The 23,211-nt window shown below is 70.0% G+C and carries 21 protein-coding genes; 10 read left to right on the top strand and 11 right to left on the bottom strand.

Annotated elements, in window-relative coordinates; translation table 11 throughout:
* On the bottom strand, positions 1–192 hold a 192-nt coding region (locus VN461_03370), incomplete at its 3' end, for an AAA family ATPase (protein ID HXB53796.1).
* An 86-nt stretch (positions 193–278) separates the two neighbouring features.
* Complete coding sequence (locus tag VN461_03375) at positions 279–1,406, bottom strand: monooxygenase (protein HXB53797.1); 1,128 nt, start codon at positions 1,404–1,406, stop codon at positions 279–281.
* Positions 1,407–1,427: 21 nt separating this feature from the next.
* Here VN461_03375 and VN461_03380 point away from each other — a divergent pair, with 21 nt between their 5' ends.
* A complete protein-coding gene (locus VN461_03380; protein HXB53798.1) occupies positions 1,428–2,963 on the top strand; it encodes a benzoate-CoA ligase family protein in 1,536 nt (511 codons plus the stop codon).
* A gap of 67 nt (positions 2,964–3,030) precedes the next feature.
* Here VN461_03380 and VN461_03385 read toward each other — a convergent pair whose 3' ends face one another.
* Positions 3,031–4,116, bottom strand: a complete 1,086-nt coding sequence (locus tag VN461_03385) for a tryptophan 2,3-dioxygenase family protein (GenBank protein HXB53799.1) — start codon at positions 4,114–4,116, stop codon at positions 3,031–3,033.
* Between the two features lie 47 nt (positions 4,117–4,163).
* On the opposite strand from VN461_03385, the gene VN461_03390 reads away from it, so the two are divergent.
* Both VN461_03390 and VN461_03395 read left to right on the top strand, forming a co-directional pair.
* A complete protein-coding gene (locus tag VN461_03390; protein ID HXB53800.1) occupies positions 4,164–4,589 on the top strand; it encodes a hypothetical protein in 426 nt (141 codons plus the stop codon).
* Between the two features lie 9 nt (positions 4,590–4,598).
* Positions 4,599–5,489 (top strand): creatininase family protein, encoded by an 891-nt coding sequence (locus tag VN461_03395; protein ID HXB53801.1) that lies wholly within the window; start codon positions 4,599–4,601, stop codon positions 5,487–5,489.
* A 223-nt stretch (positions 5,490–5,712) separates the two neighbouring features.
* Here the strand turns inward: VN461_03395 and VN461_03400 are convergent, their stop codons facing one another.
* Entirely contained in the window at positions 5,713–6,195 is a 483-nt protein-coding gene (locus tag VN461_03400; GenBank protein ID HXB53802.1) for a CHRD domain-containing protein, read from the bottom strand.
* A 277-nt stretch (positions 6,196–6,472) separates the two neighbouring features.
* Here VN461_03400 and VN461_03405 point away from each other — a divergent pair, with 277 nt between their 5' ends.
* Positions 6,473–7,660, top strand: a complete 1,188-nt coding sequence (locus tag VN461_03405; protein HXB53803.1) for an aminomethyltransferase family protein — start codon at positions 6,473–6,475, stop codon at positions 7,658–7,660.
* A gap of 48 nt (positions 7,661–7,708) precedes the next feature.
* Here the strand turns inward: VN461_03405 and VN461_03410 are convergent, their stop codons facing one another.
* From VN461_03410 to VN461_03440, 7 genes are read right to left on the bottom strand one after another with little or no spacing between them, the layout of a single operon-like run.
* Positions 7,709–8,743 (bottom strand): alcohol dehydrogenase catalytic domain-containing protein, encoded by a 1,035-nt coding sequence (locus VN461_03410; protein ID HXB53804.1) that lies wholly within the window; start codon positions 8,741–8,743, stop codon positions 7,709–7,711.
* Between the two features lie 20 nt (positions 8,744–8,763).
* Complete coding sequence (locus tag VN461_03415; GenBank protein ID HXB53805.1) at positions 8,764–9,501, bottom strand: CoA-transferase; 738 nt, start codon at positions 9,499–9,501, stop codon at positions 8,764–8,766.
* On the bottom strand, positions 9,498–10,337 hold the full coding sequence (locus VN461_03420) for a CoA-transferase (GenBank protein ID HXB53806.1): 840 nt from the start codon (positions 10,335–10,337) through the stop codon (positions 9,498–9,500). The genes VN461_03415 and VN461_03420 overlap by 4 nt, the downstream gene beginning before the upstream one ends.
* The gene (locus VN461_03425) at positions 10,334–10,735 is read right to left on the bottom strand and encodes a Zn-ribbon domain-containing OB-fold protein (protein HXB53807.1); all 402 of its coding nucleotides are present in this window, start codon (positions 10,733–10,735) and stop codon (positions 10,334–10,336) included. Before VN461_03425 ends, VN461_03420 begins: the two co-directional genes overlap by 4 nt.
* 6 nt (positions 10,736–10,741) lie before the next feature.
* Complete coding sequence (locus VN461_03430; GenBank protein HXB53808.1) at positions 10,742–11,890, bottom strand: thiolase domain-containing protein; 1,149 nt, start codon at positions 11,888–11,890, stop codon at positions 10,742–10,744.
* Positions 11,887–12,936 carry a hydroxymethylglutaryl-CoA synthase gene (locus VN461_03435; GenBank protein HXB53809.1) on the bottom strand — a complete coding sequence of 350 codons (1,050 nt, stop codon included), beginning with the start codon at positions 12,934–12,936 and terminating at the stop codon, positions 11,887–11,889. The genes VN461_03430 and VN461_03435 overlap by 4 nt, the downstream gene beginning before the upstream one ends.
* A complete protein-coding gene (locus VN461_03440; protein HXB53810.1) occupies positions 12,933–13,592 on the bottom strand; it encodes a TetR/AcrR family transcriptional regulator in 660 nt (219 codons plus the stop codon). Before VN461_03440 ends, VN461_03435 begins: the two co-directional genes overlap by 4 nt.
* 203 nt (positions 13,593–13,795) lie before the next feature.
* Between VN461_03440 and VN461_03445 the strand changes: the two genes are divergently transcribed.
* The 6 genes from VN461_03445 to VN461_03470 all read left to right on the top strand — a co-directional run.
* Positions 13,796–16,435, top strand: coding sequence for a hypothetical protein (locus VN461_03445; protein ID HXB53811.1), 2,640 nt, complete (start codon positions 13,796–13,798; stop codon positions 16,433–16,435).
* A 43-nt stretch (positions 16,436–16,478) separates the two neighbouring features.
* A complete protein-coding gene (locus VN461_03450; protein ID HXB53812.1) occupies positions 16,479–17,360 on the top strand; it encodes a 5'-3' exonuclease H3TH domain-containing protein in 882 nt (293 codons plus the stop codon).
* A gap of 63 nt (positions 17,361–17,423) precedes the next feature.
* Positions 17,424–17,954, top strand: coding sequence for a GNAT family N-acetyltransferase (locus tag VN461_03455; protein HXB53813.1), 531 nt, complete (start codon positions 17,424–17,426; stop codon positions 17,952–17,954).
* A gap of 305 nt (positions 17,955–18,259) precedes the next feature.
* Positions 18,260–21,013 (top strand): vitamin B12-dependent ribonucleotide reductase, encoded by a 2,754-nt coding sequence (locus tag VN461_03460; protein ID HXB53814.1) that lies wholly within the window; start codon positions 18,260–18,262, stop codon positions 21,011–21,013.
* Positions 21,014–21,062: 49 nt separating this feature from the next.
* Positions 21,063–21,449, top strand: a complete 387-nt coding sequence (locus VN461_03465; GenBank protein ID HXB53815.1) for a hypothetical protein — start codon at positions 21,063–21,065, stop codon at positions 21,447–21,449.
* 380 nt (positions 21,450–21,829) lie between these two features.
* Positions 21,830–23,211: hypothetical protein (locus VN461_03470; protein HXB53816.1), on the top strand; the 1,382-nt coding region annotated here is incomplete at its 3' end.

Consider the following 23,211-nt stretch of genomic DNA (forward strand, 5'->3'; position numbering starts at 1 on the left):
CCACTGCAGCGCCTCGATCTTCCCGCGCCTATCTTCATCATAGAGGTCCAGGGAAAGAGCATCCATCCACTCGTCCGGGGACAAACGGACGGCACGGAGGCTGCTCTCCAGCAACTTGGCATGCGTGGTTTTACCCGAGCCCGGCAACCCGCAAACAATGATCAATCTCGGTCTCAGGCCGGGTCCTTCCATAGGAGAGATTATGCCCGAGGGTCCTTTTCGTCTTCACTCCGGTCAAGGGTGATCGGCGTTCAAGCTCACCCCCGAACCTCCCCTGCTCAGGCCTGAGCCCTCTCGTAGGCGGCCACGAAGACGGGGTCCCGCCGGCGGAGCTTCTCGATGTCGATCTTGTGGCTGCGGGTCATGAGCTCGTAGGCGAGCTCCAGGGGCGTGAGCTCCATCCGGCGCTGGGCGTTCTCGAACCAGGCCAGGCTGGAGTGGGCAGCCCGCTGGAGGTCGTCCACGACCGGCTTGCGGGTCTCGGCGAAGGCGACGAGCGCCGCGCCCACGTCGGCCCCGCCCTGGAAACACTGATCGAGGGCGATCGCGTCCTCGAGGGCGGCCTTGGTCCCGGAGCCTATGGAGAAGTGCGCGGTGTGCAGGGCATCCCCCAGCAGGACCACGTTCTCGTGGTGCCAGCGGTCGTTCTTGACGATCACGAAGTTGAGCCAGCGGACGAAGTTGTTGGTGAGGAGGGGCTCCCCGCGCAGGTCGTCCCGGAAGACGTCGGCCAGATACCCGCAGGTCTCCTCCTCCGACATCCCCGCCAAGCCCGCCTTCTCCCAGGCATCCCCCACCGCCTCCACGATGAAGGTGCTGGTCGTCCGGTTGAAGGTGTAGGAGTGGGCCACGAAGAGGCCGGCCCCGCTCTCCCGGAAGGTGAGGGTGAGGCCGGGAAAGAGCCGACGCGTACCGAGCCAGATGTACTTGTTCTTCCTCACGTCGAGGGAGGGGCGGAAGGCATCCTGGTACGTCCGGCGCACGAGGCTGTTCGCGCCGTCCGCCCCCACCAAAAGGTCGCAGGCGTCCAGGGAGGCGAGCTCCTGGACCGGTGTGCGGTAACGGATCTCCACCCCCAGCTCCCGGCAGCGCCGCTGGAGGATGTCCAGAAAGGCCACGCGCGCTATACCGGAGAAGCGGTTTCCGCGGATCGAGACCTTCTCTCCACGGTGGACCACGTCGAGGCTGTCCCAGGTCTCGAAGGCTCCCCGGATCTCCTGGTGGGAGGGCTCGTCGCTGTCCCGGAGGTAGGTGAGCGTCTGGTCCGAAAAGACGATGCCCCAGCCGTAGGTGTCACCGGGACCGTCGCGCTCGATGACGGAGACCACGTGACGCGGGTCCCGTCTCTTCATGAGGATGGCGAAGTAGAGGCCGGCCGGCCCTCCGCCCACGATCGTAACCCTCATGCGCGGGATTATAGTACCCGTATGCTCTTCGACCCCCCGGAGGAGCTCAATCTCGCGGACTACTTTCTCGAGGCCCGCCTCCGCGAAGGAAAGGGGGAGAGGGTCGCCCTCGTCTGCGGCGACCGCCGCCTCACCTACCGCGAGGTTCTCGCCCTGGCCAACCGCTTTGGCCACGTGCTGCGCAGGATGGGGGTGGAGCCCGAGCAGCGGGTGATCCTCGCCCTCCCGGACGGGCCGGAGTACGTGGGCGCGCTCTTCGGCATCCTCAAGGTGGGGGCGGTGGCGGTGATGGTCAACCCCCGGCTGAGGGCGGAGGAGATCGCCCCCTTCTACGCCTTCACCCGGGCCCCCCTCGCGATCGTCCACGCCGAGACCCTGGAGGCCTTCGCGGCCGCGGCCCGCGACGCCCGCTACCTGCGCCGGCTGCTGATCGTCGGGGGCCGGGCGGCGGGCCATGCCGAGTTCGAGGAGGAGAGCGCGCACGCCCCCGAGGCGCTGGAAACCGCGCCCACCCACCGGGACGACCCCGCCATCTGGCTCTTCTCAGGAGGGACCACGGGCCGGCCCAAGGCCGCCGTCCAGACCCACCTCTCCTTCGCCAACACCACCGAGCTCTATGCCAAGCGGACCATCGGCTACCGCGAGGACGACGTCACGCTCTCCGTGCCCAAGCTCTACTTCGGCTACGCCACCGGCTCGAACCTGTTCTTCCCCTTCTCCGTGGGGGCGCGGGCCGTCCTCTTCCCGGAGCATCCCACGGCCGAGGTCCTCTTCCGGATGATCCGCGCCCACCGGCCCACGATCCTGGTCAACGTGCCCACCATGGTGAACCAGATGGTCTCCCATCCGGGGGCGGCCGGGCAGGATCTCTCCTCGCTCCGCCTCTCCACCTCCGCGGGCGAGGCCCTCCCCCCCGAGCTCTACCGGCGGTGGAAGGAGACCTTCGGTGTGGAGCTGCTCGACGGGCTGGGCACGGCCGAGATGTGGCACATCTTCATCACCAACCGGCCCGGCGACGCCAGGCCGGGCACGCTGGGCCGGGTGGTGGAGGGGTTCGAGGTGAGGGTGTGCGACGAGGAGGGGAGCGAGGTCCCTCCCCGCGAGGTGGGGGCCCTCTGGGTGCGCGGACGCTCGCGGGCCCTCGGCTACTGGCAGGAGCAGGAGAGGACGGCGGCCTCTTTCCGCGGCGAGTGGGTCGTCACCGGCGACCTCGTTTCCCGGGATCCCGAGGGCTACATCACCTACGCGGGGCGGGCGGACGAGCTGCTGAAGGTGGGCGGCCGCTGGGTCGCCCCCCAGGAGGTGGAGAGCTGCCTCCTCCAGCACCCCGCGGTCAAGGAGTGCGCGGTGGTGGGGGCGCTGGACGCCGCCGGCCTCACCAAGCCCCGCGCCTTCGTGGTGGCCCGCGAGGCCCGGACCGGGCTCGAGGAGGAGCTGAAGGCGTTCGTCCGGGAGCGCCTTCCCCCCTACACCTACCCGCGCGAGGTCGTGCTCGTGGACGCGCTCCCCCGCACCCACTTGGGCAAGGTGGACCGGAGCAAGCTGAGGCGCGGGTGAGGGAGGGGGCGCGACCGCGCCCGCGGTCCCCCGCGCCTTGCCACCTTCGCGCCCCGGACCCGTCGGCTCAGTCGCGCGGGTAGTAGAAGCCGAGCCGGCGTTCGAGGTCGGGGAGCAAGGGGGGCAGGGCGGAGCGCGAGATCAAGAACGTCGAGAGGTTGTAGAAGTCGGCGAAGATCTTGTTCCGCTCCACCGTGGCCAGCAGATAGTGGTGGCCGGAGGAGCCCCCGGTCCCGATCTTGGTCCCGATCATGCGGTGGACCATGAGGGCGTGTCGATACCGCCAGGTGGAGAGCAGCTCGTCGATGTCCACGAGGGCGGTCAGGAAGCGGAAGGGCAGATGGAGGATGGGCTGGTCCCGGTAGAGATGGATGAGGAGGGCGGCCTGGGTGGCCCGGTGGGAGAGCCGGCGCTGGCCCCCGCTGCGGAGACGCTCGTGGGCCGCCGCATCCAGAACGGCCTGGAAGCCGCCTTCCGTCTCCGCCAGCTCCGTGAGCTGGACTTGCTTCTTGGCGGGGGAGAGGGTGGGGTTGGTCTCGATGGTCCGTCGGTCGGCCGCGAGCATGGCGTCCACCGCCGCGCGGTAGCTGACCCAGAACTCGTAACCGGGCAGCTCCAGGAAAGGCGTGCGCTCCAGCCATTTCTCTACGAGCGCGAAGAGCGAGGGGCCCGAGCCCGACTCGGGCCGCACCTGGCCGGGCGCGGGAGGGGCGCCGGGCTCTCCTTCCGCTCCCGCGCCCTCCGTCCCTTTGAGGCCCAGCTTTTTCTCGATCAGGCGGAACTGCACGCTCTGAAAGCCGGAGGCGGGCAGCAGCAGGTCGCGAAAGTCCAGGAAGTCGAGGGGGGTCATGGTCTCCAGGATGCGGAGCTGGTCGATCAGGAGCTTCTGGATCTCCGCAGTCCGTTGCAGGCGCGCAACCGCCACCCCGATGCTGCGCTCGTCGACGGAGTCCTGCCGGAAGAGGTCCAGGACGGAGTCGAGCTCGTGGAGGATCTGCTTGAACCAGAGCTCGTAGGCCTGGTGCACCACGATGAACAGCATCTCGTCGTGGGCGGGCCGGCCGTGCTCGGCGCTCTTGGGGTGCTGGCTGGAGAGCAGGCGGTCGAGCTGCAGGTACTGCTGGTACTCCACGGGCGGGTGGGGCTTGCTCATGATCAAGATGATAAGCTCAGGCCCCGTCCCAAAAACAGGAGGTCGTCATGCGAATCGCGAGTTGGGTGCTGCTGACGCTGGTGGGCGGCCTGAACCTGCTCGGCAGCCTGGGCTCGACCTGGGTGGCCTACCAAACCGGACAGGATCAGTTTGGCAAGGTGTCGCTCTCCGAGCTCACGGCCGGCCGGCCGGAAGTGGCGACCGCGCTCCGCGCCCGAAGGGCCACCGCCGCGGCCTGGTCCGCCGGCTTTGCAACCATGTTTCTTTTCGTCGTGCTCGGACCCTACCGGCGCGGCGACGTCTGGGCCTGGTGGGCGCTCCTGGGGGGCGCGCTCGTGGTTTCCCTGATCTACCTGGCCCGCATCCCCTTCTTGGGCACGACAGCAGGGGCGGCCGCAGGCGGAATCTTGATCGGGGCCGTGGTCGTGGGCCTGCTCCTGGACGTGCGCCGGCTGCTCAAGCCCGGGCCCTGAGGCCCAGTCTTGTTCCGCTGGCTCGGCTTACTGCTCTTCGCTCCGGTTTCCCTGGCTGCGGAGGCGGGCGATACTCCCTCGTTCGAGGTCGTCAAGACTCGAGAGTCGGGGGGCACGGGCGTCCGCCTGGGTGACATCCCGTGGACGGAGGCGGAAAAGCGTCTGACCGCCGACCGTGTCGTGGTCCTGCCCCTGGGCGCGGGGTCCAAGGAGCACGGGCCCCATCTCCCGCTGCGCACCGACGCCATCCTGGCCGAGTACTTCGCGCGGCGGGTGATGGAGGCGCGGCCGGTGGTGGTCCTTCCCACCCTGACCTACGGCTTCTACCCGGCCTTCCTGGAGTACCCCGGCTCCACCTCGCTCTCCTTCGAGACCCAACGCGACGCGGTGGGCGAAGTCTGTCGGTCGATCGCCCGCCACGGCCCGCGTCGGTTCTACGTGCTCAACACCGGCATCTCCACCGCCCGCCCGCTCAAGGCCACCGCCGAACAGCTGGCGGGGGAGGGGATCCTGATGCTTTTCACAGACCTCACGACCGCGGGGAAGGGCGCGGTGGACGCGGTGCGCCAGGAGAAATTCGGGACCCACGCGGACGAGATCGAGACCTCCATGATCCTCTACATTGAACCGGGCGCAGTGCGTATGGAGAAGGCGGTGGCGGACGGGGCGGAGGAACGTCCGGGTCCACTCACCCGGAACCGCGAGAACCCCCTCGGGCACTACGCGCCCTCCGGCGTGTTCGGCGACGCCACCCTCGCCACGGCGAAGAAGGGGAAGACGGTGGTGGAGGGGATGCTCGGTGACATCCTGAAGGAGATCGACGCCCTGGCCGCGACCCCCGCCCCCCGGGGGACGCCCCGCTCGCCGTTGGACCGGGAAGGGGGAGCCTCCCCGCCGTGACCGGGGCACACCCCTGTCGTATGCGGCCCGGACCCGACTCGGAGTCCGTTCGTCGTACCGTGGCGCCCTAACGGCTCGTCGAGGACGCCGCTCACATGTCGGGCGAAATACGATGAGCTCTGGCAGGCAGCTCAGACGGCCGGAGCAGAGTAGGCCCGGGCAGACCCCAGACGCGCGTCTACGGATCGCGACGGGCCGTCCGGCTCGGGCGCCCCCGCCAACCTCAGCGGATCATGGCGACCTGTCCGCGGATCTCTCCCGCCGGATACACCTTGGTGTGCACATTGACGTAGGCGTTCCCGTTGCGCATGGCGTTTAGGAGGTCGTCGAAGCTGATGGCGATCACGTCCGAGGCGGTGAAAGTGCCTTGTACGAGGACGCCGTTGACCGCCCCGCCGCTCGCCACGCCGGGGGTAGACGCCGAGCAAAGAGGAACCCGGACCGGCCCCGAGACCCCGGCCGGGGCGACATGGATGTGGCACGCGACGATGTCGTTCATGCCTTCTACTTCAACGCTGAAATGGACGGTGTTGCCGTCCAGCGTGAAGCCCGCGGCCCCGCTCCCGCTCGAGCTGCGGGCGGGGACCTCGTTGGCGCCCATCAACTGGGCTTGGAAGATCGTCTGACCCTTCGTGGGATCGTTGCAGCCCCCGGCAAAGAGGCCGAAGGCGAGACCGACCGCCGCCAGCCAAACGGACCCGCGCATCGTGGCACCTCCGTGGTTTTCGAGACGACCAAGGCCGGTGCTGGCGCCCCGAGGGTTGAGCATGGTTCGACCGGCCCGAAAAGGGGTGGCAAGCTTTGGGCCGTCGGCTTCGTCGTTTGAATTCCGGGGCTTACGAGCGCCCTCCCGCACGAAAGCTTACGGGCACCGTAAGCGCTTACGCCCCGCGAAAGGCACCCCGCGCTCGAGACAAGCGAGGAGGGGACCCGGATTTCGCGCGCGGAGTCCTCTCCCGGGGCGGTGCTATCATGCGCTCCGCATGCCGATCGGGACCCCCTTCCACTCCCGCACCGCCCCTCTCTGCGAGAGCATGAGCTGGCGCGACTGGGCCGGGTACTTCGCGGTCAGCTCCTACGAGGTCCACCACGAGCGCGAGTACAACGCGATCCGCAACGCGGCCGCTCTCATCGACGTCTCCCCCCTCTTCAAGTACCGGGTGAGCGGGAGGGACGCGGCCCGCCTGGTGGACCGCATCGTGACCCGGGACGCCGGGCGGATGGCGGTGGGGCAGGTCGCCTACACGCACTGGTGCGACGGAGCGGGAAAGGTCATCGACGATGGGACGATCTCCCGGCTGGCCGAGGACGTGTACCGTTGGACGGCCGCGGACCCGAGCCTGCGCTGGATCCACACCAACGGCCTCGGCCTCGATGTGCGCGTGGAGGACATCTCGGACCACACCGCGGCCCTGGCCCTGCAGGGCCCGACGAGCCGCGACATCCTGGGCGCGTGCGCCCAGGGCGACCTGGCCCACCTGAAGTACTTTCGCGTGATGCCCTCGCTCATCAGAGGGATCCCGGTCGAGATCTCCCGCACCGGGTACACGGGCGACCTGGGCTACGAAGTGTGGGTGGAGGCCGAGAAGGCGGTGGCGTTGTGGGACGCCTTGATCGAGGCGGGGCGGCCGTACGACGTCACGCCCACGGGGATGCTGGCCCTGGATGTGGCCCGCATCGAGGCCGGCTTGCTCCTGCTCGACGTGGACTACGTGGGGGCCCGCAAGGCCTTGATCCCCTCCCAGAAGTACTCCCCCTACGAGATCGGTCTGGGCCGCCTCGTCAACCTGGAGAAGGCTCCCTTCATAGGGCAGCCGGCCCTCCGGCGGGCGGCGCAGGAGGGTCCGGTCCGGCAGCTCGTGGGACTGGAGGTGGACTGGAGCGACCTCGAGCGCCTGCACGATGAGGCGGGCCTCGCGCCGCAGCTGCCCGCCGCCGCCTCGCGGGTCTCCGTTCCTGTTTACCGCGACGGGATCCAGGTGGGCAAGGCGACGAGCAGCACGTGGTCCCCCACCCTAAAGAGGATGATCGCCCTCGCCACCGTAGCCTCGGAGGCGGCCGCCCTCGGCACCCGCCTGGAGATGGAGTTCACCGTGGACCATCACCGGAGGCAGGTGGGGGTGACGGTGAGCAAGCTGCCCTTCTTCGATCCCCCCCGCAAGCGCGCCTAGGCCCGGGCCCATCCCCCCGCGCGACCCCAAGACGACCCGGGCCAGGGCTCAGTGCCCGGGGGCCAGGACCAGACGCCCAGCCACCCCGCGCTTCTCGAGGCGGTCGTGAGCGCTCGGCGCCGCGGAGAGGGGAAGGACCTCGGAGACCCAGGGCCTAATGGCCCCGCTCCCCACCAGGCGCAGGGCCTCGTCCAGCTCCGCTTGGGTGGTGGCGTAGGCCCCGAGAATCTCCAGCTCTTTCACGATCACGAGGCCAGGGTTCAGGTCCACGGAGGCCGTCATCAGGTTGCCCACCACCACCAGCCGTCCCCCCGGGGCGAGCGCCCGGAGGGTCTGGCCGAAGGTCAGGCTGCCCACGATCTCGATGGCCACGTTGGCTCCCTCGCCCAAGGTTCGCTTCTTGACCTCGGCCGCGAAGTCCAGGTCGTGGGAGACGATGACCTCGTCCGCGCCCGCCTCCATTAGCGCCTCCGCCTTGGCCCCGCTCGAGGTCACGGCCAGGACGCGGGCCCCCTCCAGCCGCGCCAGCTGCACGGCTTGCATGCCCACCCCCCCGCTGGCGCCGGTGATGAGCACGGTCTCGCCCGGGCGCACGCGGCCGCGCGTGCGCACCACGTGAACGGCGGTGCCGGTGGTGCAGCAGGTGGTGGCCGCCACCGGCCAGTCGATGCCGAGGGGGACGCGACCCAGACCGGCCACGGGCGCGGCCATGTAGGCGGCGTAGCCGCCGGGAATCTCCTCCCCAAAGAAGCGGGTGTCGCGCTTGCAGAGGCTCCGGCGGCCGCTGCGGCAGTGGAGGCACTCGCCGCAGGAGAGCCGTTGGAGGGTGGCCGCGCGGTCGCCCACCTTCCAGGCCGCGACTCCCTCGCCCACCGCCACCACCTCCCCCGCGGCCTCGTGGCCCAGGATGGCGGGAACGCGCGTCCGGGGCAGGTCGCCCCGGCGGTTGATGACGTCGTGGAAGCACACCCCGCAGGCGTGGACCTTGAGCACCACCTCGCCCGGGCCGGGGCGCGGGTCGGGGACGGACTCCGTCCGCAGGTTATCGGGGGCCCCAAACGAGTGAAGCACGACTGCTTGCATTCTGCTCTCCTAAGCGCTCACTAGCCGACCAGCCGCTCGCGCAGCCCGTCAGCGTCGATGGTCCTTATGGCCCGCACATAGTCCGTGCCCGGGGGCGGGGTCACGGGCAGGGGATCCGCGACCCTGTGCTCGAATCCCGTCCGGTCGGAGATCGTCTCCTCCGCCGCCCAGGGGTGGCGCGCCAGGAGGGCCGCCCCTCCCGGCCCGAGCTCGAACACCCCCAGGTCGGTGATGAGGCGCGTGCGGCGGGTGGGGTCGGAGGTGGAGGCGATCTGGACCTTTTCCACGAGGTTGCGGCGCGTCTGCTTGCCAACCACGAGCACCGGGCGGTGCACCCAGCGCCGGAGGGTGCCCGCACCCGCCACCCCCGGAAACTTCACCCGCGGCTTCTCGAGCGTGCCCGCGGCGGTCAGGTTGGTGTCGCCGCTCCCGTCCACTTCCGCCGCCCCGAAAAACATGAGGTCGACGCGTCCGCGCCGGGCGTGATCGAACAGATCGGGGATCGTGATCTCGCCCGAGCGCCCATCTAGGTACGCCAGGTCCTCGGAGGAGAGGCGGAGACGGGAGATCTCGGGGTCCAGGGAACCGATAGCGGCGAGGTAGGTCAGGTTCCGGGCGTGGGTGGCCCGGGCCACGGCGATGGCGAGGATGGCCAGGGGGGTGGCGACGCCGGTGGCCACCACATCTCCGTCCTGGATCTCCCGGGCCATGGCCGCCACCACCGTCTCCGCCCGCGTGGGCATGCTCTCCGCGATCATGCGACCTCCTGGGGGGCGGCCTCCCGCGCCACCTCCGCCTGTCGACGGGGCGGGAGCACGGTGGTCCGGAGGTACTCCGCCTCCCGGCCACCTTCCGCCAGCGAGAGGTAGCGCTCGAGGTGGGCCTCGTCCGCGGGGTAGAGGCCGGTGCACCCCGTGGGGTAGGCCCCGCGCGGCTCCTCCACGATCAGGTCCACCATGAAGCCGGGGATGGTGGCCCGGGGGACCCGGGGCAGGCGCTCCTCCGCGGTGGCCACGATCCGGCGCGCAGCCCCCGCGGTCAGAAGGTCGGTGGTGGGGTCCTCGATCCAGAGGTTCCCGTCCTCGTCGACGGCCCGCGCGTGGATCAGGGCCACGTCGGGATGGCAGGCCCGCTCCACGGGAACCTGCTCCCCGGTGAAGGGGTCCGCCACCGTGGGCAGGGGGTTCTGGGCGGCGAGAGCGGAGCCGCCGAAGTCGGGTACGGGCAGGAAGGGCAGACCCATGGCCGCGGCGCGGAGGCTCTGCACGAGCCGGTAGCCGTCGTGCTCCGCCCAGGCGAGGGTGCCCGCCTCGATCGCCCTCTTCAGGCAGGGCATGGACCGCACCCGGCCGTCGAGGGTGATGGCCGAGAACAGGAACTCCACCCGCGCCACCGCCCCCGCCGCGACCAGGATCTCCGCGGGGAGGGGGTTGGGCATGGAGATGACCTTAAGGCGCCGCCGCCCCTGGCGCACGAGCGCGAACACGAGGGCCATGGGGGCCCGCCCCAGCATGAAGCCGCCGGGAGCGATGGTGGCGTCATCGGGGATGCTGGCCGCGGCCTCTTCCAGACCCACGAAGCGCGGCCGCCTCAAGAGGGCCTCCGGGTTAGGACGGGCCGGAACTTGTAGCCGTAGACGAGGTACCCCTGGGGGCCGTGCTCCTGCAGGCGACGCGTCACCATCTCCACCGGGAGCCCGATGGAGACGTCGGGGGCTTCCACGTCCGTGAGCTGGGCGGTGACGAGCAGCCCCTCCTCGAGGCGGACGAGGGCGACCACGTAAGGAGCGGCAAAGCCGCGCGGGGCCTGCGCGACCTCGGCGTGGGAGAAGACCGTCCCCCGCCCGGACAGCCGGTAGGGCTCGAGGTGGCGCTCCCGGCACGTCCGGCAGGAGGCGCGGGGGGGGAACTGCACCTTGCCGCAGGCCGCGCAGCGCTGTCCCTCCAGCCGGTAGTAGGCGGAGCGCAGGCGGTGGTAGCGGGGCAGATCCATTTTACTTTAGACCTCAAGTATATGGGTGACGGCCACGGAGCCGTGGCCGCCGATGGACTGGGCGAGAGCGCGGCGGGCCCCCTTGATCTGGTTGGGGCCGGCCTCGCCGCGGAGCTGGAGGGCGGCCTCCACGATCTGGTAGGTGCCGCTGGCCCCTACCGGATGGCCCCGGGCCTTGAGGCCGCCCATGGTGGAGAGGGGTATGCAGCCCTCGGGGGCCACGCAGCCCTTGGCCGCCAGGTCCAGGGCCTCCCCCCGCCGGGCGAAGCCGCAGGCCTCCAGGGAGAGGGCGGTGATGATGGTGAAGGCGTCGTGGGCCTCGAAGAGGTCCATGTCCTTGGGTCCCCGCCCCGCGACCTTATAGGCGCGGGCGGCGGAGTGGGCGGCCGCGCCCAGGGTCAGGATGTCTTCCCGCTCGGCGAGGCCGATGGTGTCGGTGGCCACCGCGGAAGCGGCGATCCGCACCGGTTTGTGGTGCGGGCGCAGCATGGACTGGGCGCACACCACCACCGCCGCCGCCCCGTCGCAGACGGGGGCGGCGTCCAGGATGCCGATGGGGGAGGCCACCATCGCGCAGGAGGAGAAATCCTCCACGCTCAGGGGCTCTCGGAACATGGCGCGGGGGTTGGTCTGCGCGTTCTTGTGGGCAGTGACCGCGAAGGGGGCGAAGGCTGCGCGCTCCCGGCCCGTCTCGTGCATGTAGCGGCGCATGAGGAGGGCGGATAGGGCCACGAAAGAGAAGCCATGGCTGGCCTCGTAGTCCTGGTCGGCGGCGGTCGCCAGGCTGGCGGTCACGCTATCGGGGACGCCGTCCGTCATCTTCTCGATCCCCACGGCTAGGACCGCCTCGTGGGCCCCTGCGGCCACGGCCAGGGCCGCCGCCCGTACCGCCGCCCCCCCGGAGGCGCAGGCCGCTTCCACTTTCCAGGCCTCTAGGGGGAGCAGGCCGGCCGCGTCCGCGAGGAGGGTGGCCACGTTCTCCTGGCCGTTCAGGCAGCCGCCCATCATGTTGCCGGCGTAGAGGGCGTCCACCCTCTCCATCCCCGCGTCGGCGAGGGCGTCACGGATGGCGGCCTCGCCCAGCTCACGCAGGCCGCGGTCCCAGTGCTCGCCCACCGCGGTCTGACCGATCCCCACGATGAAGACGTCCCTCATGACCTTTTGATCTTTCCCCGGAGCTTGAGATAGTGGCCATAGCCGTCCACCCTCTGGCCGCGGTCCAGGTACTCCTCCACCGACGTGCCCTGGCGCCGGTCCCGGATTTGGTCCGTCACCCGGAAAGCGAAGGCGTCGCTGCCCGCGCCCGAGCCGTAGGAGCAGAAGAAGATGCGGTCGCCCGGCTCCGCCACGTCGAGAATGGCGGCCAGGCCGAGGAGCGACGATCCCGCGTAGGCGTTCCCCATGCGCCGGGCCACCAGGCCGAGTCGGATCTGCGGGCGCGTGAATCCCAGCTCCTCCGCTACGCGCTCCACGAACTTGGGCACCGGCTGGTGAAACACCGCGTGGGCGAAGTCCGCGGGCGTGGCCTCGATCTCGGCCAGGAGGCGGCGGGAGGCGGCCAGGGTGTGCTTGAAGTAAGAGGGCTCGCCAGTGAACCGGCCGCCGTGCTCGGGGTAGGCCGCCCCCTCGCGGCGGAAGAAGTCGGGGGTGTCGGTCACGTGGGAGACCGAAGCCTCCACCACGGCCAGGGCGTCGTCCGCGGGGGCAAAGAGGTAGGCGGCCCCCCCGCAGCCCGCGGTGTACTCGAGGGCGTCCCCCGGCTTGGACTGGGCGGTGTCCATGCCGATGGCCAGCGCGCGCTCCACCATCCCTGAACCCACGAAGGCCACCGCCGCCTGCATGGCCTCGCTCCCCGCCTTGCAGGCGAATTCCATGTCGGCCGCCACCAGGTTGGGGGTGATGCCCAGGGCCTCCGCGACCACGGTGGCGGAGGGTTTCACCGCGTAGGGCTTGGACTCTGTCCCCACCCAGACCGCACCGATGGCGGAATGGTCGGCCCGGGCCCGGTCGAGGGCAAGGCGCGCGGCCTCGATCGACATCGTGATCACATCCTCGTCGGGCCCGGGGACCGACTTCTCCGCCACCGCGGGGGCCACCGCCCCCCGCGCCCGCCAGGCGGCCGAGATGTCGGCGGTCGAGACCCGGAACCGCGGGACGTACGCCCCGTAGCCCGCGATGCCCACCGCCCTCTGCGCCCTCACGCTTTTCTTCCTTTCCGGACCGGCTTGCCCCGGCCGCGCCTGCCGGTCTCCAGGCCCGTGAAGAAGATGTCCTGCATCTCGCTGGCCAGGCGCTCCGCGGCGATCGCGCCCTCGGGGCGGAACCACTTGTAGATCCAGAGGACCATGCCCAGGAACGCGAAGGCCGCCACCTTGGTGTTGACGGGGCGGATCTGGCCGTTGCGGATGGCCTCCGCGAGGGTGGTCTCCAGGAAGCGCACGTAGCGCTTCTTGCGGGCGTTGATCTGGGCCCGGGCCTCGCCGGTGAGGGTGGCGTGCTCGTGGAGGATGATCGTGACCTCCTTGCTCCAGCCCTGGGTCACGAGGAGCACGTTCCGCTCCATGCACTCCCGGAGCCGCTGCAAGGGGTCCGCGATGGGAAGCACGTGGGAGAGCACCTTTTCCTCGAAGACGTCCATCCCGTAGTTTTGGATCTCCAGGAGGAGGTGCTCCTTGCTGCGAATGTGGTGGTAGAGGCCGGCCTTGGTGAGTCCGGCGGCCTCCGCGATGTCGTGGATGGAGGTGCCCTCGTAGCCCTTCTCGCAGATGAGACGGGCGGCGGTCTCCAAGATGGCGCGGTGGCGGTCTCGGGGGTCGGTGAGGACCGCCCGACGCTCTGGCTTGGGTGTGCGGGCCAAGTTGGAACCTCCAGGCCGCAGGGCGTCCCTCCTGCCGACCGCTCGTTTAGCTACCGATCGGTCGGTAGTATCCCCCACCGCCTCCGACGTGTCAAGGGAGCGCCGCCCTCCGGAGTCCCGGCGGGGTGGGGCGCGCCCGCCCCTTGTAGAATCCCGGCGAGGATATCGGTGGCTCGGCTTCCCCCCCTTCGTCGACGGCCCGCGTGAGCCGGTGGCTCTCCGCCGTCTCCCGCGCCGGCCTCGCCGTCACCCTGTTTCTGCTCGTGCTGGCCGTGCTTCGGTGGGGGCCGGTTCACGCCGAACCCCCCCTGGACGTGCGCGCCCTCCCTGTGGCCGGGCCCGCCGTGCTCTTGGCCGTCCTGGGCGCGCTCACCGGTCAGGAGAGGCGGCCCCGCCGGGCCCGCCCGTTCCTGGTCGCGCTCGTGCTCGTGGCCGGGGCCCTGACCGCGGTGGTGGCCGTGCGGGGACCCGCCGGCCTGCCCGTCGAGGTCTCCGACGGGCGGGAGGTCATCGCGCGCCTTCTCCCGGGCCCGGTGGACATCATCGGCCCCGACCTGCGCTCGGTGGTGGGCACCCGCCGGTCCCTGCACTGGCAGGGCCCGCTGCGCGCTCCCGCCAGCGGGACCTACCGGATCTGGGCCCTGGGCCGCGGCCGGGTCCGGGTCGAGCTCGACGGCCGGACGATCCTGGAGGTGGATGGCGGCGAGCGCTTGCGGGCCGGGGCGGAGCTCCCGATTGGCCGCGGCGAGCACGCTCTCGACGTGGGGCTGGAGTGGGCAGGACCAGGCCCGGCCCTCCGCCTAGGCTGGACGCGGCCGCGCGCGGGGGGGCGGGCGGGGGGCCGGGACGAGGCCATCCCCCCGCGCTACCTGGGTGCGGTCGGCTCGCCGCTCCTCTGGACCGTGACCGACTTGCTCGCCCTGCTGCTGGCCGGGCTGGTCGCGGCCCTGGTCTTCGTCCTTCCCTGGGACCAGCCGCGGCGTCTGCCCGCGCCTTTGCCGGCGACGAGGGGGCAGATCGCCGTCTCGCTCGCGGCCTACGTGCTCCTCTTGGCGGTAATGAGCTGGCCCATGGTCCTGGACCTGGCGGGACGGGGTCCAGTCGACCGGCCCGACGGCCGCCTGAACGCATGGATACTGGCCTGGGACGTCCATGCCCTCCTCCACGAGCCCGGGCGCCTTTTCCAAGCTCCCATCTTCCATCCCCTGCCCGACGCGCTGGCCTTCTCCGAGAACCTGCTTGTGCCCGCAGTCCTGGGCGCGCCCGCCCTCGTCGCGGGCGGCCCCGTGCTCGCCTACAACCTGTCGTTGCTGATCAGCCTCGCCCTCTCCGGCCTGGGGGTGGAGCTGCTCGTCCGGCGGGTGAGCGGCGACCGGTTGGCGGGCTTTGTTGCGGGGGCTGTCTTCGCCGCCGGGGCCCACCGCTGGACACGGCTGTCCCACCTGCACGCCCAGGTCACGCTCTTCCTCCCCTTCGCCCTCCTGGCCCTCGACCGCTTCTGGGCGCGCCGGACCCTGGGCCGCGCCCTGCTCGTGGGGCTCCTTCTGGCCCTGCAAGGGCTGGCCTCCCTCTACCTGGGCGCGATCACGGCCGCCGCCCTGGGGGCGGCCCTGGCCATGGGGCTCCTCGGCGGCCTGAGAGCCCCCGATCTGCTCCGGCTGGCCGCGGGCTTCCTGCTCGCCGGGCTCCTCCTCGCCCCCGTCGCGCGACCCTATCTGCGCATGCGCGCCTTCGAGGGGATGGAGTTCACGCTGGAGACGGTCGCGGTCTATGCCACCACCCTCCCCTCTTACGCGGCCAGTGGCGTGAGGCTTTACGGGCCGCTCACCCAGAGACACCTCGATCCCGAGCTCGTCCAGGACACGCTTTTCCCCGGACTCGCCGTGCTCGCCCTGGGCCTGTGCGGTCTGGCCGTGGCCCCCGCCCGCTACCGCGCGGTGGCCCTGGCCGCCTCCGCCCTCGCCGTGGTCCTGTCCCTCGGGCCTCAGAGCGTGTTTTACCGCTTCTTGCACGAGCACTTCGTGCTTGTGCGCGGCCTCCGAGCCCTCTCGCGCTTCTCCCTCGTGCCCGTCCTGGCCCTATCCGTCCTCGCCGGCCTGGCCCTGGCCGGCCGCCGATGGACCACGAGCCTCGTCGCCCTCTTCTTGATGATGGTGGAGTCCAGCAACATGCCCCTGCGCTTGGGCCGCTACGAGGGTCCCCCCGCCGCCGCGCGCTGGCTTTCGGGTGGGGAGGGAGCGGTGGCGTACCTTCCGTTGGGGAGGAGGGACACCCAGGTGATGCTGGACGGAATCGCGCATTTCCGCCCCCTCTTGAACGGTGATTCCGGCTTCATCCCCCGGCCTTACGACCGCGCCCTCGAGCTCTTCGAGGGGCCGCTCGGACCGGAGGGCTTGCGCTTCCTGCGCGCGGTGGGCGTGGTTCACATCGTCAGCGGCGACACCCTTGGCTGGCCGCCGGCCGCGAGCTTTGGCGGGGAGCGGGTCTACGAAGTCCCGGAGGGCTCCCGGGCCGAGATCGTGCCCGAGGGGACCGCCGCCCCTACCCTGTGGACGAGCGGGGGTGTCATCGCGGACCTTGGCCAGGAGCGCCCGGTGAGCAGCGTCTCTTTCGAGCTGGCGGACGGCCCCTGGACCAGCCGGCCGCGCGTCCGATCCTCCAGCGACGGGAACCGCTGGGAGGAGGTCGAAGGCGAGGCCAGCCTGGCCGACGCCACCCTCTCCCTGATGAAGGATCCCCGTCAAGGCCGGGGCGAGGTCCGTTTCCCGGAGCGCCGCGCCCGCTTCCTCCTTCTCGACCGCGCCCTGCCCGCGCGGCCGGGGACGCTGGGCGTCCGGCCGTGAGCGCCCCCCCGCACGTCGGCGGCGGGAGCGGCGTGGAGGCGTGATGCGAGTTCATCTCGTGGATGGGACGTACGAGCTCTTCCGCTCCCACTTCGGGGCGCCCCCGGCTTCCGCCCCCGACGGGACGGAGGTGGGCGCCACCCGCGGCCTGTTGCGCTCGCTCCTGGCCCTCTTGCGCGAGGACGGCGTCACCCACGTGGCCTGCGCCTTCGACCACGTCATCGAGTCCTTCCGGAACCGCCTCTTCGTGGGCTACAAGACCGGCGAGGGCGTGCCCGAGGAGCTGATGGCTCAGTTCCCCCTCGCCGAACGGGCCGCGCAGGCCTTGGGCCTCGTGACCTGGCCCATGGTCGAGTTCGAGGCGGACGATGCGATGGCCAGCGCGGCCGCCCGCTTCGCGGACCTCCCCGGTGTGGAGGAGGTCCTGCTGTGCACGCCGGACAAGGACCTGGCCCAGTGCGTGCGCGGAGAGCATGTCGTCTGCTTCGATCGCCTGAGGCGCCGCCGGCTCGACGAGGTGGGCGTGATGGGGAAATTCGGTGTGCTCCCCGCCTCCATACCCGATTGGCTCGCCCTCGTGGGCGACGACGCGGATGGGATCCCGGGCCTCGAGAGATGGGGGGCCAAGTCGGCCTCCGCGGTCCTGGCCCGGTACCGTCACCTGGAAGGGATCCCCGACGACGAGAGAGACTGGGAGGTGACGGTCCGGGGGGCTCCGGCCCTGGGCCGGAGCCTGCGCGAGGGCCGGGTGCAGGCCGGGCTCTACCGGCTGCTGGCCACCCTCCGTACGGACGTCCCCCTGGTCGAGAGCCTGGAGGATCTGCGTTGGAAGGGCGGGCGCCGGAAGGACCTGGAGGATCTCGGCCGAGACCTGGGGGAGACTGATCTCGTCGCGCGCGTGCCGCTCTTCAGGGAGGACGATTGACACCGGCCGGGCCGGGGGGAAAACTCGGGGCATGACGCTCACGATCGGGCTCTAGTGGGGGCCATGCCGCGGCTTGAGGTCCTCCGCACGTATCTCGAAATGACCGATCCCGGTCAGCTCACGCCGGCCACGGACCCCGCTTCAGAGGCCCATCTCCAGCGGCTCGGCCAGTGCCCCGCCTCGTTCTACCGGTACCTCTACACCGAGGTGGGCCGGCGCTACCATTGGGTGGACCGCCTCCCCTGGAGCGACGACCGCATCCGGGCCCATCTCGCCGATCCTGCGATCTCGGTGTGGCTTCTTTCGGTGGCGGGCGCGCCCGGCGGGTACTTCGAGCTCCGAGGGCCCGAGGACGGCTCGGTGGAGATCGCGTACTTCGGCCTCCTGCCGGAATTCTTGGGCCGCGGCCTCGGAAAGTACTTGCTCACGGCGGCGACGCGGGAAGCCTGGGCCTTGGGTGCCCGGCGCCTCTGGCTCCACACCTGCAGCCTCGACGACCCCGCGGCCCTCCCCAACTACGTTCGGGGCGGGTTCCGGCCATTCAGGCAGGAGACCTATTGGGTCGAGACTCCGGCCGACCTCGGGGGCGCGTGAGGTTTCCCCGCCTTGCGGACCCCATCGAAAAGTGAAACGGACGCCTTATCGACCCCATTGAGAGGCGGAAAAAGCCTTTGGCGATCGTTCGTTAGGGGTCCCATCCTGACTGGTTTTGTGTCAATATATGGGTTAGGAAGCGATGACGACCACAAGATCTAGCGCTTTTACCCTTGACACACCGTCGGCACTTGCCCATAATCGCCGTCACTTTCGGGTCTCTTAAGACTTGCTGTGGGCCGATAGCACTTTGGAGGGCGGCCCGTCGGCTCCGCAGGAACAACTAGGCACGTAGGAGGAAACCCATGTCGACCCATCCCGTGGAGAACGCCCGAGCTGAGGCCCGCACCTCTGCCCCTGAAAAGCGAACCGGCCTCAGCTTCCGGCGGCACTTCACGAAGGCGGGGAGACACCCCTACGACGAGCTGACCTGGGAGCAGCGCTCGGCCGTCATCAACGACGAGCGCGGGCAGCCGGTCTTCGAGCAGCATGGGATCGAGGTTCCGAGTACTTGGAGCCAAACCGCCACCAACATCGTGGCCTCCAAGTACTTCCGCGGACAGATTGAATCACCCCAGCGGGAGCGGAGCGTGAAGGGCCTCATCTCCCGCGTCGTGGACACCATCAGGAGTTGGGGAGACGCCCAGGGTTATTTTGCCACCCCCGAGGACTTGCAGAGCTTTTCCGACGACCTGACCCACCTGCTCGTCCAGCAGAAGGCCGCCTTCAACAGCCCGGTCTGGTTCAACGTGGGCATCGAGAAGCACCCGCAGGCCTCCGCCTGCTTCATCAATTCCGTGAATGACACCATGGAGTCGATTCTGGGCCTGGCCAAGACGGAAGGGATGCTCTTCAAGTTCGGCTCCGGTACAGGCTCGAACCTCTCCTTCATCCGTTCCTCCCGGGAGCCGCTGGCGGGAGGGGGAACGGCCTCGGGACCGGTGTCCTTCATGCGGGGCTACGACGCGTTCGCGGGCGTGATCAAGAGCGGGGGCAAGACCCGCCGCGCCGCCAAGATGGTCATCCTCAATACCGACCACCCCGACATCGATGAGTTCATCAACAGCAAGGCGGACGAGGAACGCAAGGCCTGGGCCCTGATCGATGCCGGCTACGACGGCTCCTTCAACGTCAAGGGTGGGGCCTACGACTCCGTCTTCTTCCAAAACGCCAACCACTCCGTACGGGCGACCGACGAGTTCATGCGGGCGGTGGTGGAAGACCGGGAGTGGCAGACGAAGTACGTGCTGACCGGCGAGGCCTGCGAGACCCACCCGGCGCGCGACCTCATGAAGCGGATGGCGCAGGCGGCCTGGCAGTGCGGCGACCCCGGGATGCAGTTCGACTCGACCATCAATGACTGGCACACCTGCCCCAACAGCGCCCGCATCAACGCCAGCAACCCGTGCTCTGAATACATGTTCCTGGACGACACCGCTTGCAACCTGGCCTCGCTGAATCTGATGAAGTTCCGTGGGGAGGACGGGGAGTTCGACACCGAGGCTTTCGGGGCGGCTTGCCGGACCCTGATCACGGCCCAGGAGATCCTGGTCGACAACGCCAGCTACCCGACGCCCGCCATCGACCGTAACAGCCACGACTACCGCCCCCTCGGCCTCGGCTATGCGAACCTGGGGGTCCTCCTCATGGACCGGGGTCTGCCCTACGACTCCGACGCCGGCCGGGCCTACGCCGCGGCCATCACCGCCATGATGCACGGCGAGGCCTACGCCCAGAGCGCCCGCGTGGCCGCGGCCATGGGACCCTTCTCGGGCTATGCCAAGAACACGGAGCCCATGCTGCGGGTCATAGACAAGCACCGGCAGCATGCCCACATGATCGACCCCACGCAGGTGCCCAAGGAGCTCCTGCGCTCGGTCCTCACGGTTTGGGACGAGGCCTACACCCTGGGCGCCCAGCACGGCTACCGCAACAGCCAGGTCACCGTGCTCGCCCCCACCGGCACCATCGGCTTCATGATGGACTGCGACACCACCGGCATCGAGCCCGACATTGCGCTCATCAAGTACAAGAAGCTGGTGGGCGGGGGAGTGATCAAGATCGTGAACCAGTCCGTGCCCGGCGTGCTCGAGAAGCTCGGTTATTCGGCCGCGTCCGTCCAGGACATCCTGAGGTACGTGGACGAGAAGGAGATGATCGAGGGGGCACCGCACCTGAAAGAGGACCACCTGGCGATCTTCGACTGCGCCTTCCCCCCCGCAAACGGCAAGCGCTCCATACACTACATGGGCCACATCAAGATGATGGCGGCGGTGCAGCCCTTCCTTTCCGGGGCCATTTCCAAGACCGTGAACATGCCCACCGACGCCACCCCCGACGAGATTGGCAACGCCTACCTCGAATCCTGGCGCATGGGCCTGAAGGCGGTGGCGGTCTACCGCGACGGCTGCAAGCGCAGCCAGCCCCTGTCCACCTCCCGGGAGGAGGGGAAGCCCTTGGCGTTGAGCGCTCGGCCCGAGGAGGCCGCCCGGCCCGCTCGGCGCAAGCTGCCCGACGAGCGTCACGCCATCACCCACAAGTTCCAGATCGCGGGCCACGAGGGCTACATCACGGTGGGGATGTACGAGGACGGGACCCCAGGCGAGATCTTCCTGGTCATGGCCAAGGAGGGCTCCACGATCTCCGGGCTCATGGATGCCTTCGCCACCTCCATCTCCATGGCCCTGCAGTACGGCGTGCCGCTAGAGGCCCTGGTGGAGAAGTTCTCCCACGTGCGCTTCGAGCCCTCGGGATTCACGAAGAACCCGGAGATCCCGTACGCCAAGAGCATCACGGACTACATCTTCCGGTGGCTGGCCTCGAAGTTCCTCTCCGCCGAGGAGCAGGAAGCGGTGGGAGTGCAGGCCAGAGAGGGCTCGCTCAAGCCGATCCCGGGCCCGGTCACGACGGCTTCTCTCCCCGCCAAGTCCGGCTCCCCGGGGGGTGCCCATCGCGCGCAGATGGACGCGCCGCCTTGCCATTACTGCGGAAGCATCATGACCCGCAACGGCAGCTGCTACCGCTGCTCAAACTGCGGGAGCACATCCGGGTGCAGCTGAGACCGGGCTCGGGACGCTCCCGGACCGCCCCGCCCGGGGTGGGCTTCCCATGACATCGTCTCCCCACGAGTTGACGGGGGCGGGGAGCGTTTCCGCCCTCGCCGCCGGCTCCCAGCGGGACGCCCTCTGGGAGCACTGCCGGAACAACCTCGGGATAGCCCGGCTGCTCCTGCACGAGGGCCGGCCGGGCCCGTTCGTGGCCACCGCTTGCCGGATGGCGGTGGAGAGCGCCTGCCGAGCCGCCCTTGCCCAGGCCGGGCTTCCCTTCGAAGGCAACGCGGAGAGGGGCTTCGCCCGCTTGTCTGCGCCCCGGAGCCTCTGGGATGAAACACGGGTTGGCTCGGCGGCCGGGTGCCTGGACGCGGCGGAAGGGGTCGTGGCCTGGACGGCGCGATACCTCCGCCGGGAGGCCCCCGAGCACTCTTGGGGATATTGAGCGTAGCCCGTCCCGGGCGACGCCGACTAGGAGAGAGACAGCGGGGGAGTGAGAGAGGCCGGCATCTCCCCGGATCGGCTTGACGAGCCTTCGTGAAGCTCAGGCCGATGGCGGCGGTCTTCCCAGTCGCTCGCCAAGGCGCGGATCCAGGAGAGTGAATCCAGGGCTGACCCCGGGGACGCTCCTGCGATCGCTTCCGCGTCCTTAAAGCGATCCTTCGGGTCTTTGGCCCGGGACTTCATCCGCGCCCCTCCGCTTGCGTCCCCACGAGCATAGGACGGAGGGGAGACGAAAAAGGTTGCGCAATTTGCAAGAGGGCGCTTCGCCCGACCTAAGCGTGCGAGTAGACGCCACCGTCTGTCCGTATCAGAATCGCCGCCGTGTCCCGCACGACGACGCTCCTTCGGGCCCTCCTGCCTTTCGCCCTCCATGGGCTGGCCCGCGAGGTGGACGCGGGGGCCCGCCTTCTCCTCCGTTCCAGCCTGGACCTCCAAGACTTCGCGGGCGTGCTCCTCCGAACGCTGGACCCGCTTCAAGTGGCCACCGCGGTGGCCGCTTGGACGGCGGGAGGGGCTGTGCTCTTCATCCTGCTGGCGGCGTGGCGCGCGCGCGCGGAGGGTCACGGCCTGGAGAGAGCCGCGGGGGAAGAGGCCGCTACATTCACTCCTTTGTACCTCCGCCCCGCTCTCACCCTCCTCGCCCTCGTGTCGCTCACGCTCTCCCCCGCGTTCCCCTATGCCTTCACGCTGCCCGTCGCCCTGACCCAGGACTGGGGGATCGCCCAGGACGTGGCGGCGGGAGCCGCCCTCCTTGCGTTGCGGCTGCCCAGGCTGCGCGTGCCCGCGCCGCGCGGAGGCGCCATCTTCTTCATGGTCTTCCTGGCCTACGCCCTCCTCGTGCCGGAGCGGGCCGAGCACTGGGAGGATCATCCCGGCAACGAGCCCAAGACCCTACGCATGGCCGTTGCGCTGGGCCACGGCCTGACCCTGGACGTGGAGGGGGTCAGCGCGAGCATGGAGGACCTGGTGCCGAGGCCATTCCTGGCCGCGGCCGGCGATGCGCTCGCGACGCTGGCCCGCGAGTCTCTGCGCATGGGGGAAGCCCTGCTCCGGGGGCCGCGCGCGGTGGGCGCTTCCGCGATTCAGGCCACCCGGATCACCCGTCAGGTGATCCGGGGCAAAGAGGGGGGTGTTTATTACGTCCTCCCCCCCGGCCCGTCGCTACTCCTCGCTCCCGCGCTGCGTGTCGATCGGGCCCTGAACCGCGCCCGGGGCACGCCCGGCCGTCTGGCGGTGACCCTGCTCTTCTGGAACGCGCTGGCCGCTCTCCTCGTCGTGGCCGTCTACCTCCTCGTCCGTGACGCCACCGGGTGCCCCGGCCTGGCCGCCCTCCTCGCCCTTGGTTTCGCTTTCGTCCCGCCCTTTCTCTTCTACTTCTTCCAGTTCTATCCGGAGATGCTCGCGGCCTTGCTGCTGGCGCTCATCCTGCGCATCCTGCTCTTTGACCCGCGGTGGACCGCGCCGACCATAGCCGTCCTGGGCCTGCTCCTGGCCGCGCTGCCCTGGCTCCACCAGAAGTTCCTGCCCGTCTGGGCCTTCCTCAGCCTGATGACGCTGGTGATGGCGGTCCGGCGGGGGGCCACGCGCCGGGAGCTGCTCTTCCTGCTCGCTCCCCTCGGGCTCTCCCTCTACCTGACCGCCCTCTACAACTTCGCGATCACGGGCAGCATCCGCCCCGACGCCCTCTTCCTGGCCTGGGGCCC

The organism is Vicinamibacteria bacterium, from assembly GCA_035570235.1.
GTDB lineage: Bacteria > Acidobacteriota > Vicinamibacteria > Fen-336 > Fen-336 > DATMML01.

Bases quoted from the DNA above. Each gene is read 5' to 3' on its own strand.
- VN461_03430 (HXB53808.1), bottom strand. From the start codon at position 11,890: ATGAGGGACGTCTTCATCGTGGGGATCGGTCAGACCGCGGTGGGCGAG.
- VN461_03460 (HXB53814.1), top strand. From the start codon at position 18,260: ATGTCGACCCATCCCGTGGAGAACGCCCGAGCTGAGGCCCGCACCTCT.
- VN461_03385 (HXB53799.1), bottom strand. From the start codon at position 4,116: ATGAGCAAGCCCCACCCGCCCGTGGAGTACCAGCAGTACCTGCAGCTC.
- VN461_03465 (HXB53815.1), top strand. From the start codon at position 21,063: ATGACATCGTCTCCCCACGAGTTGACGGGGGCGGGGAGCGTTTCCGCC.
- VN461_03425 (HXB53807.1), bottom strand. From the start codon at position 10,735: ATGGATCTGCCCCGCTACCACCGCCTGCGCTCCGCCTACTACCGGCTG.
- VN461_03390 (HXB53800.1), top strand. From the start codon at position 4,164: ATGCGAATCGCGAGTTGGGTGCTGCTGACGCTGGTGGGCGGCCTGAAC.
- VN461_03375 (HXB53797.1), bottom strand. From the start codon at position 1,406: ATGAGGGTTACGATCGTGGGCGGAGGGCCGGCCGGCCTCTACTTCGCC.
- VN461_03380 (HXB53798.1), top strand. From the start codon at position 1,428: ATGCTCTTCGACCCCCCGGAGGAGCTCAATCTCGCGGACTACTTTCTC.
- VN461_03405 (HXB53803.1), top strand. From the start codon at position 6,473: ATGCCGATCGGGACCCCCTTCCACTCCCGCACCGCCCCTCTCTGCGAG.
- VN461_03410 (HXB53804.1), bottom strand. From the start codon at position 8,743: ATGCAAGCAGTCGTGCTTCACTCGTTTGGGGCCCCCGATAACCTGCGG.
- VN461_03450 (HXB53812.1), top strand. From the start codon at position 16,479: ATGCGAGTTCATCTCGTGGATGGGACGTACGAGCTCTTCCGCTCCCAC.
- VN461_03415 (HXB53805.1), bottom strand. From the start codon at position 9,501: ATGATCGCGGAGAGCATGCCCACGCGGGCGGAGACGGTGGTGGCGGCC.
- VN461_03400 (HXB53802.1), bottom strand. From the start codon at position 6,195: ATGCGCGGGTCCGTTTGGCTGGCGGCGGTCGGTCTCGCCTTCGGCCTC.
- VN461_03455 (HXB53813.1), top strand. From the start codon at position 17,424: ATGCCGCGGCTTGAGGTCCTCCGCACGTATCTCGAAATGACCGATCCC.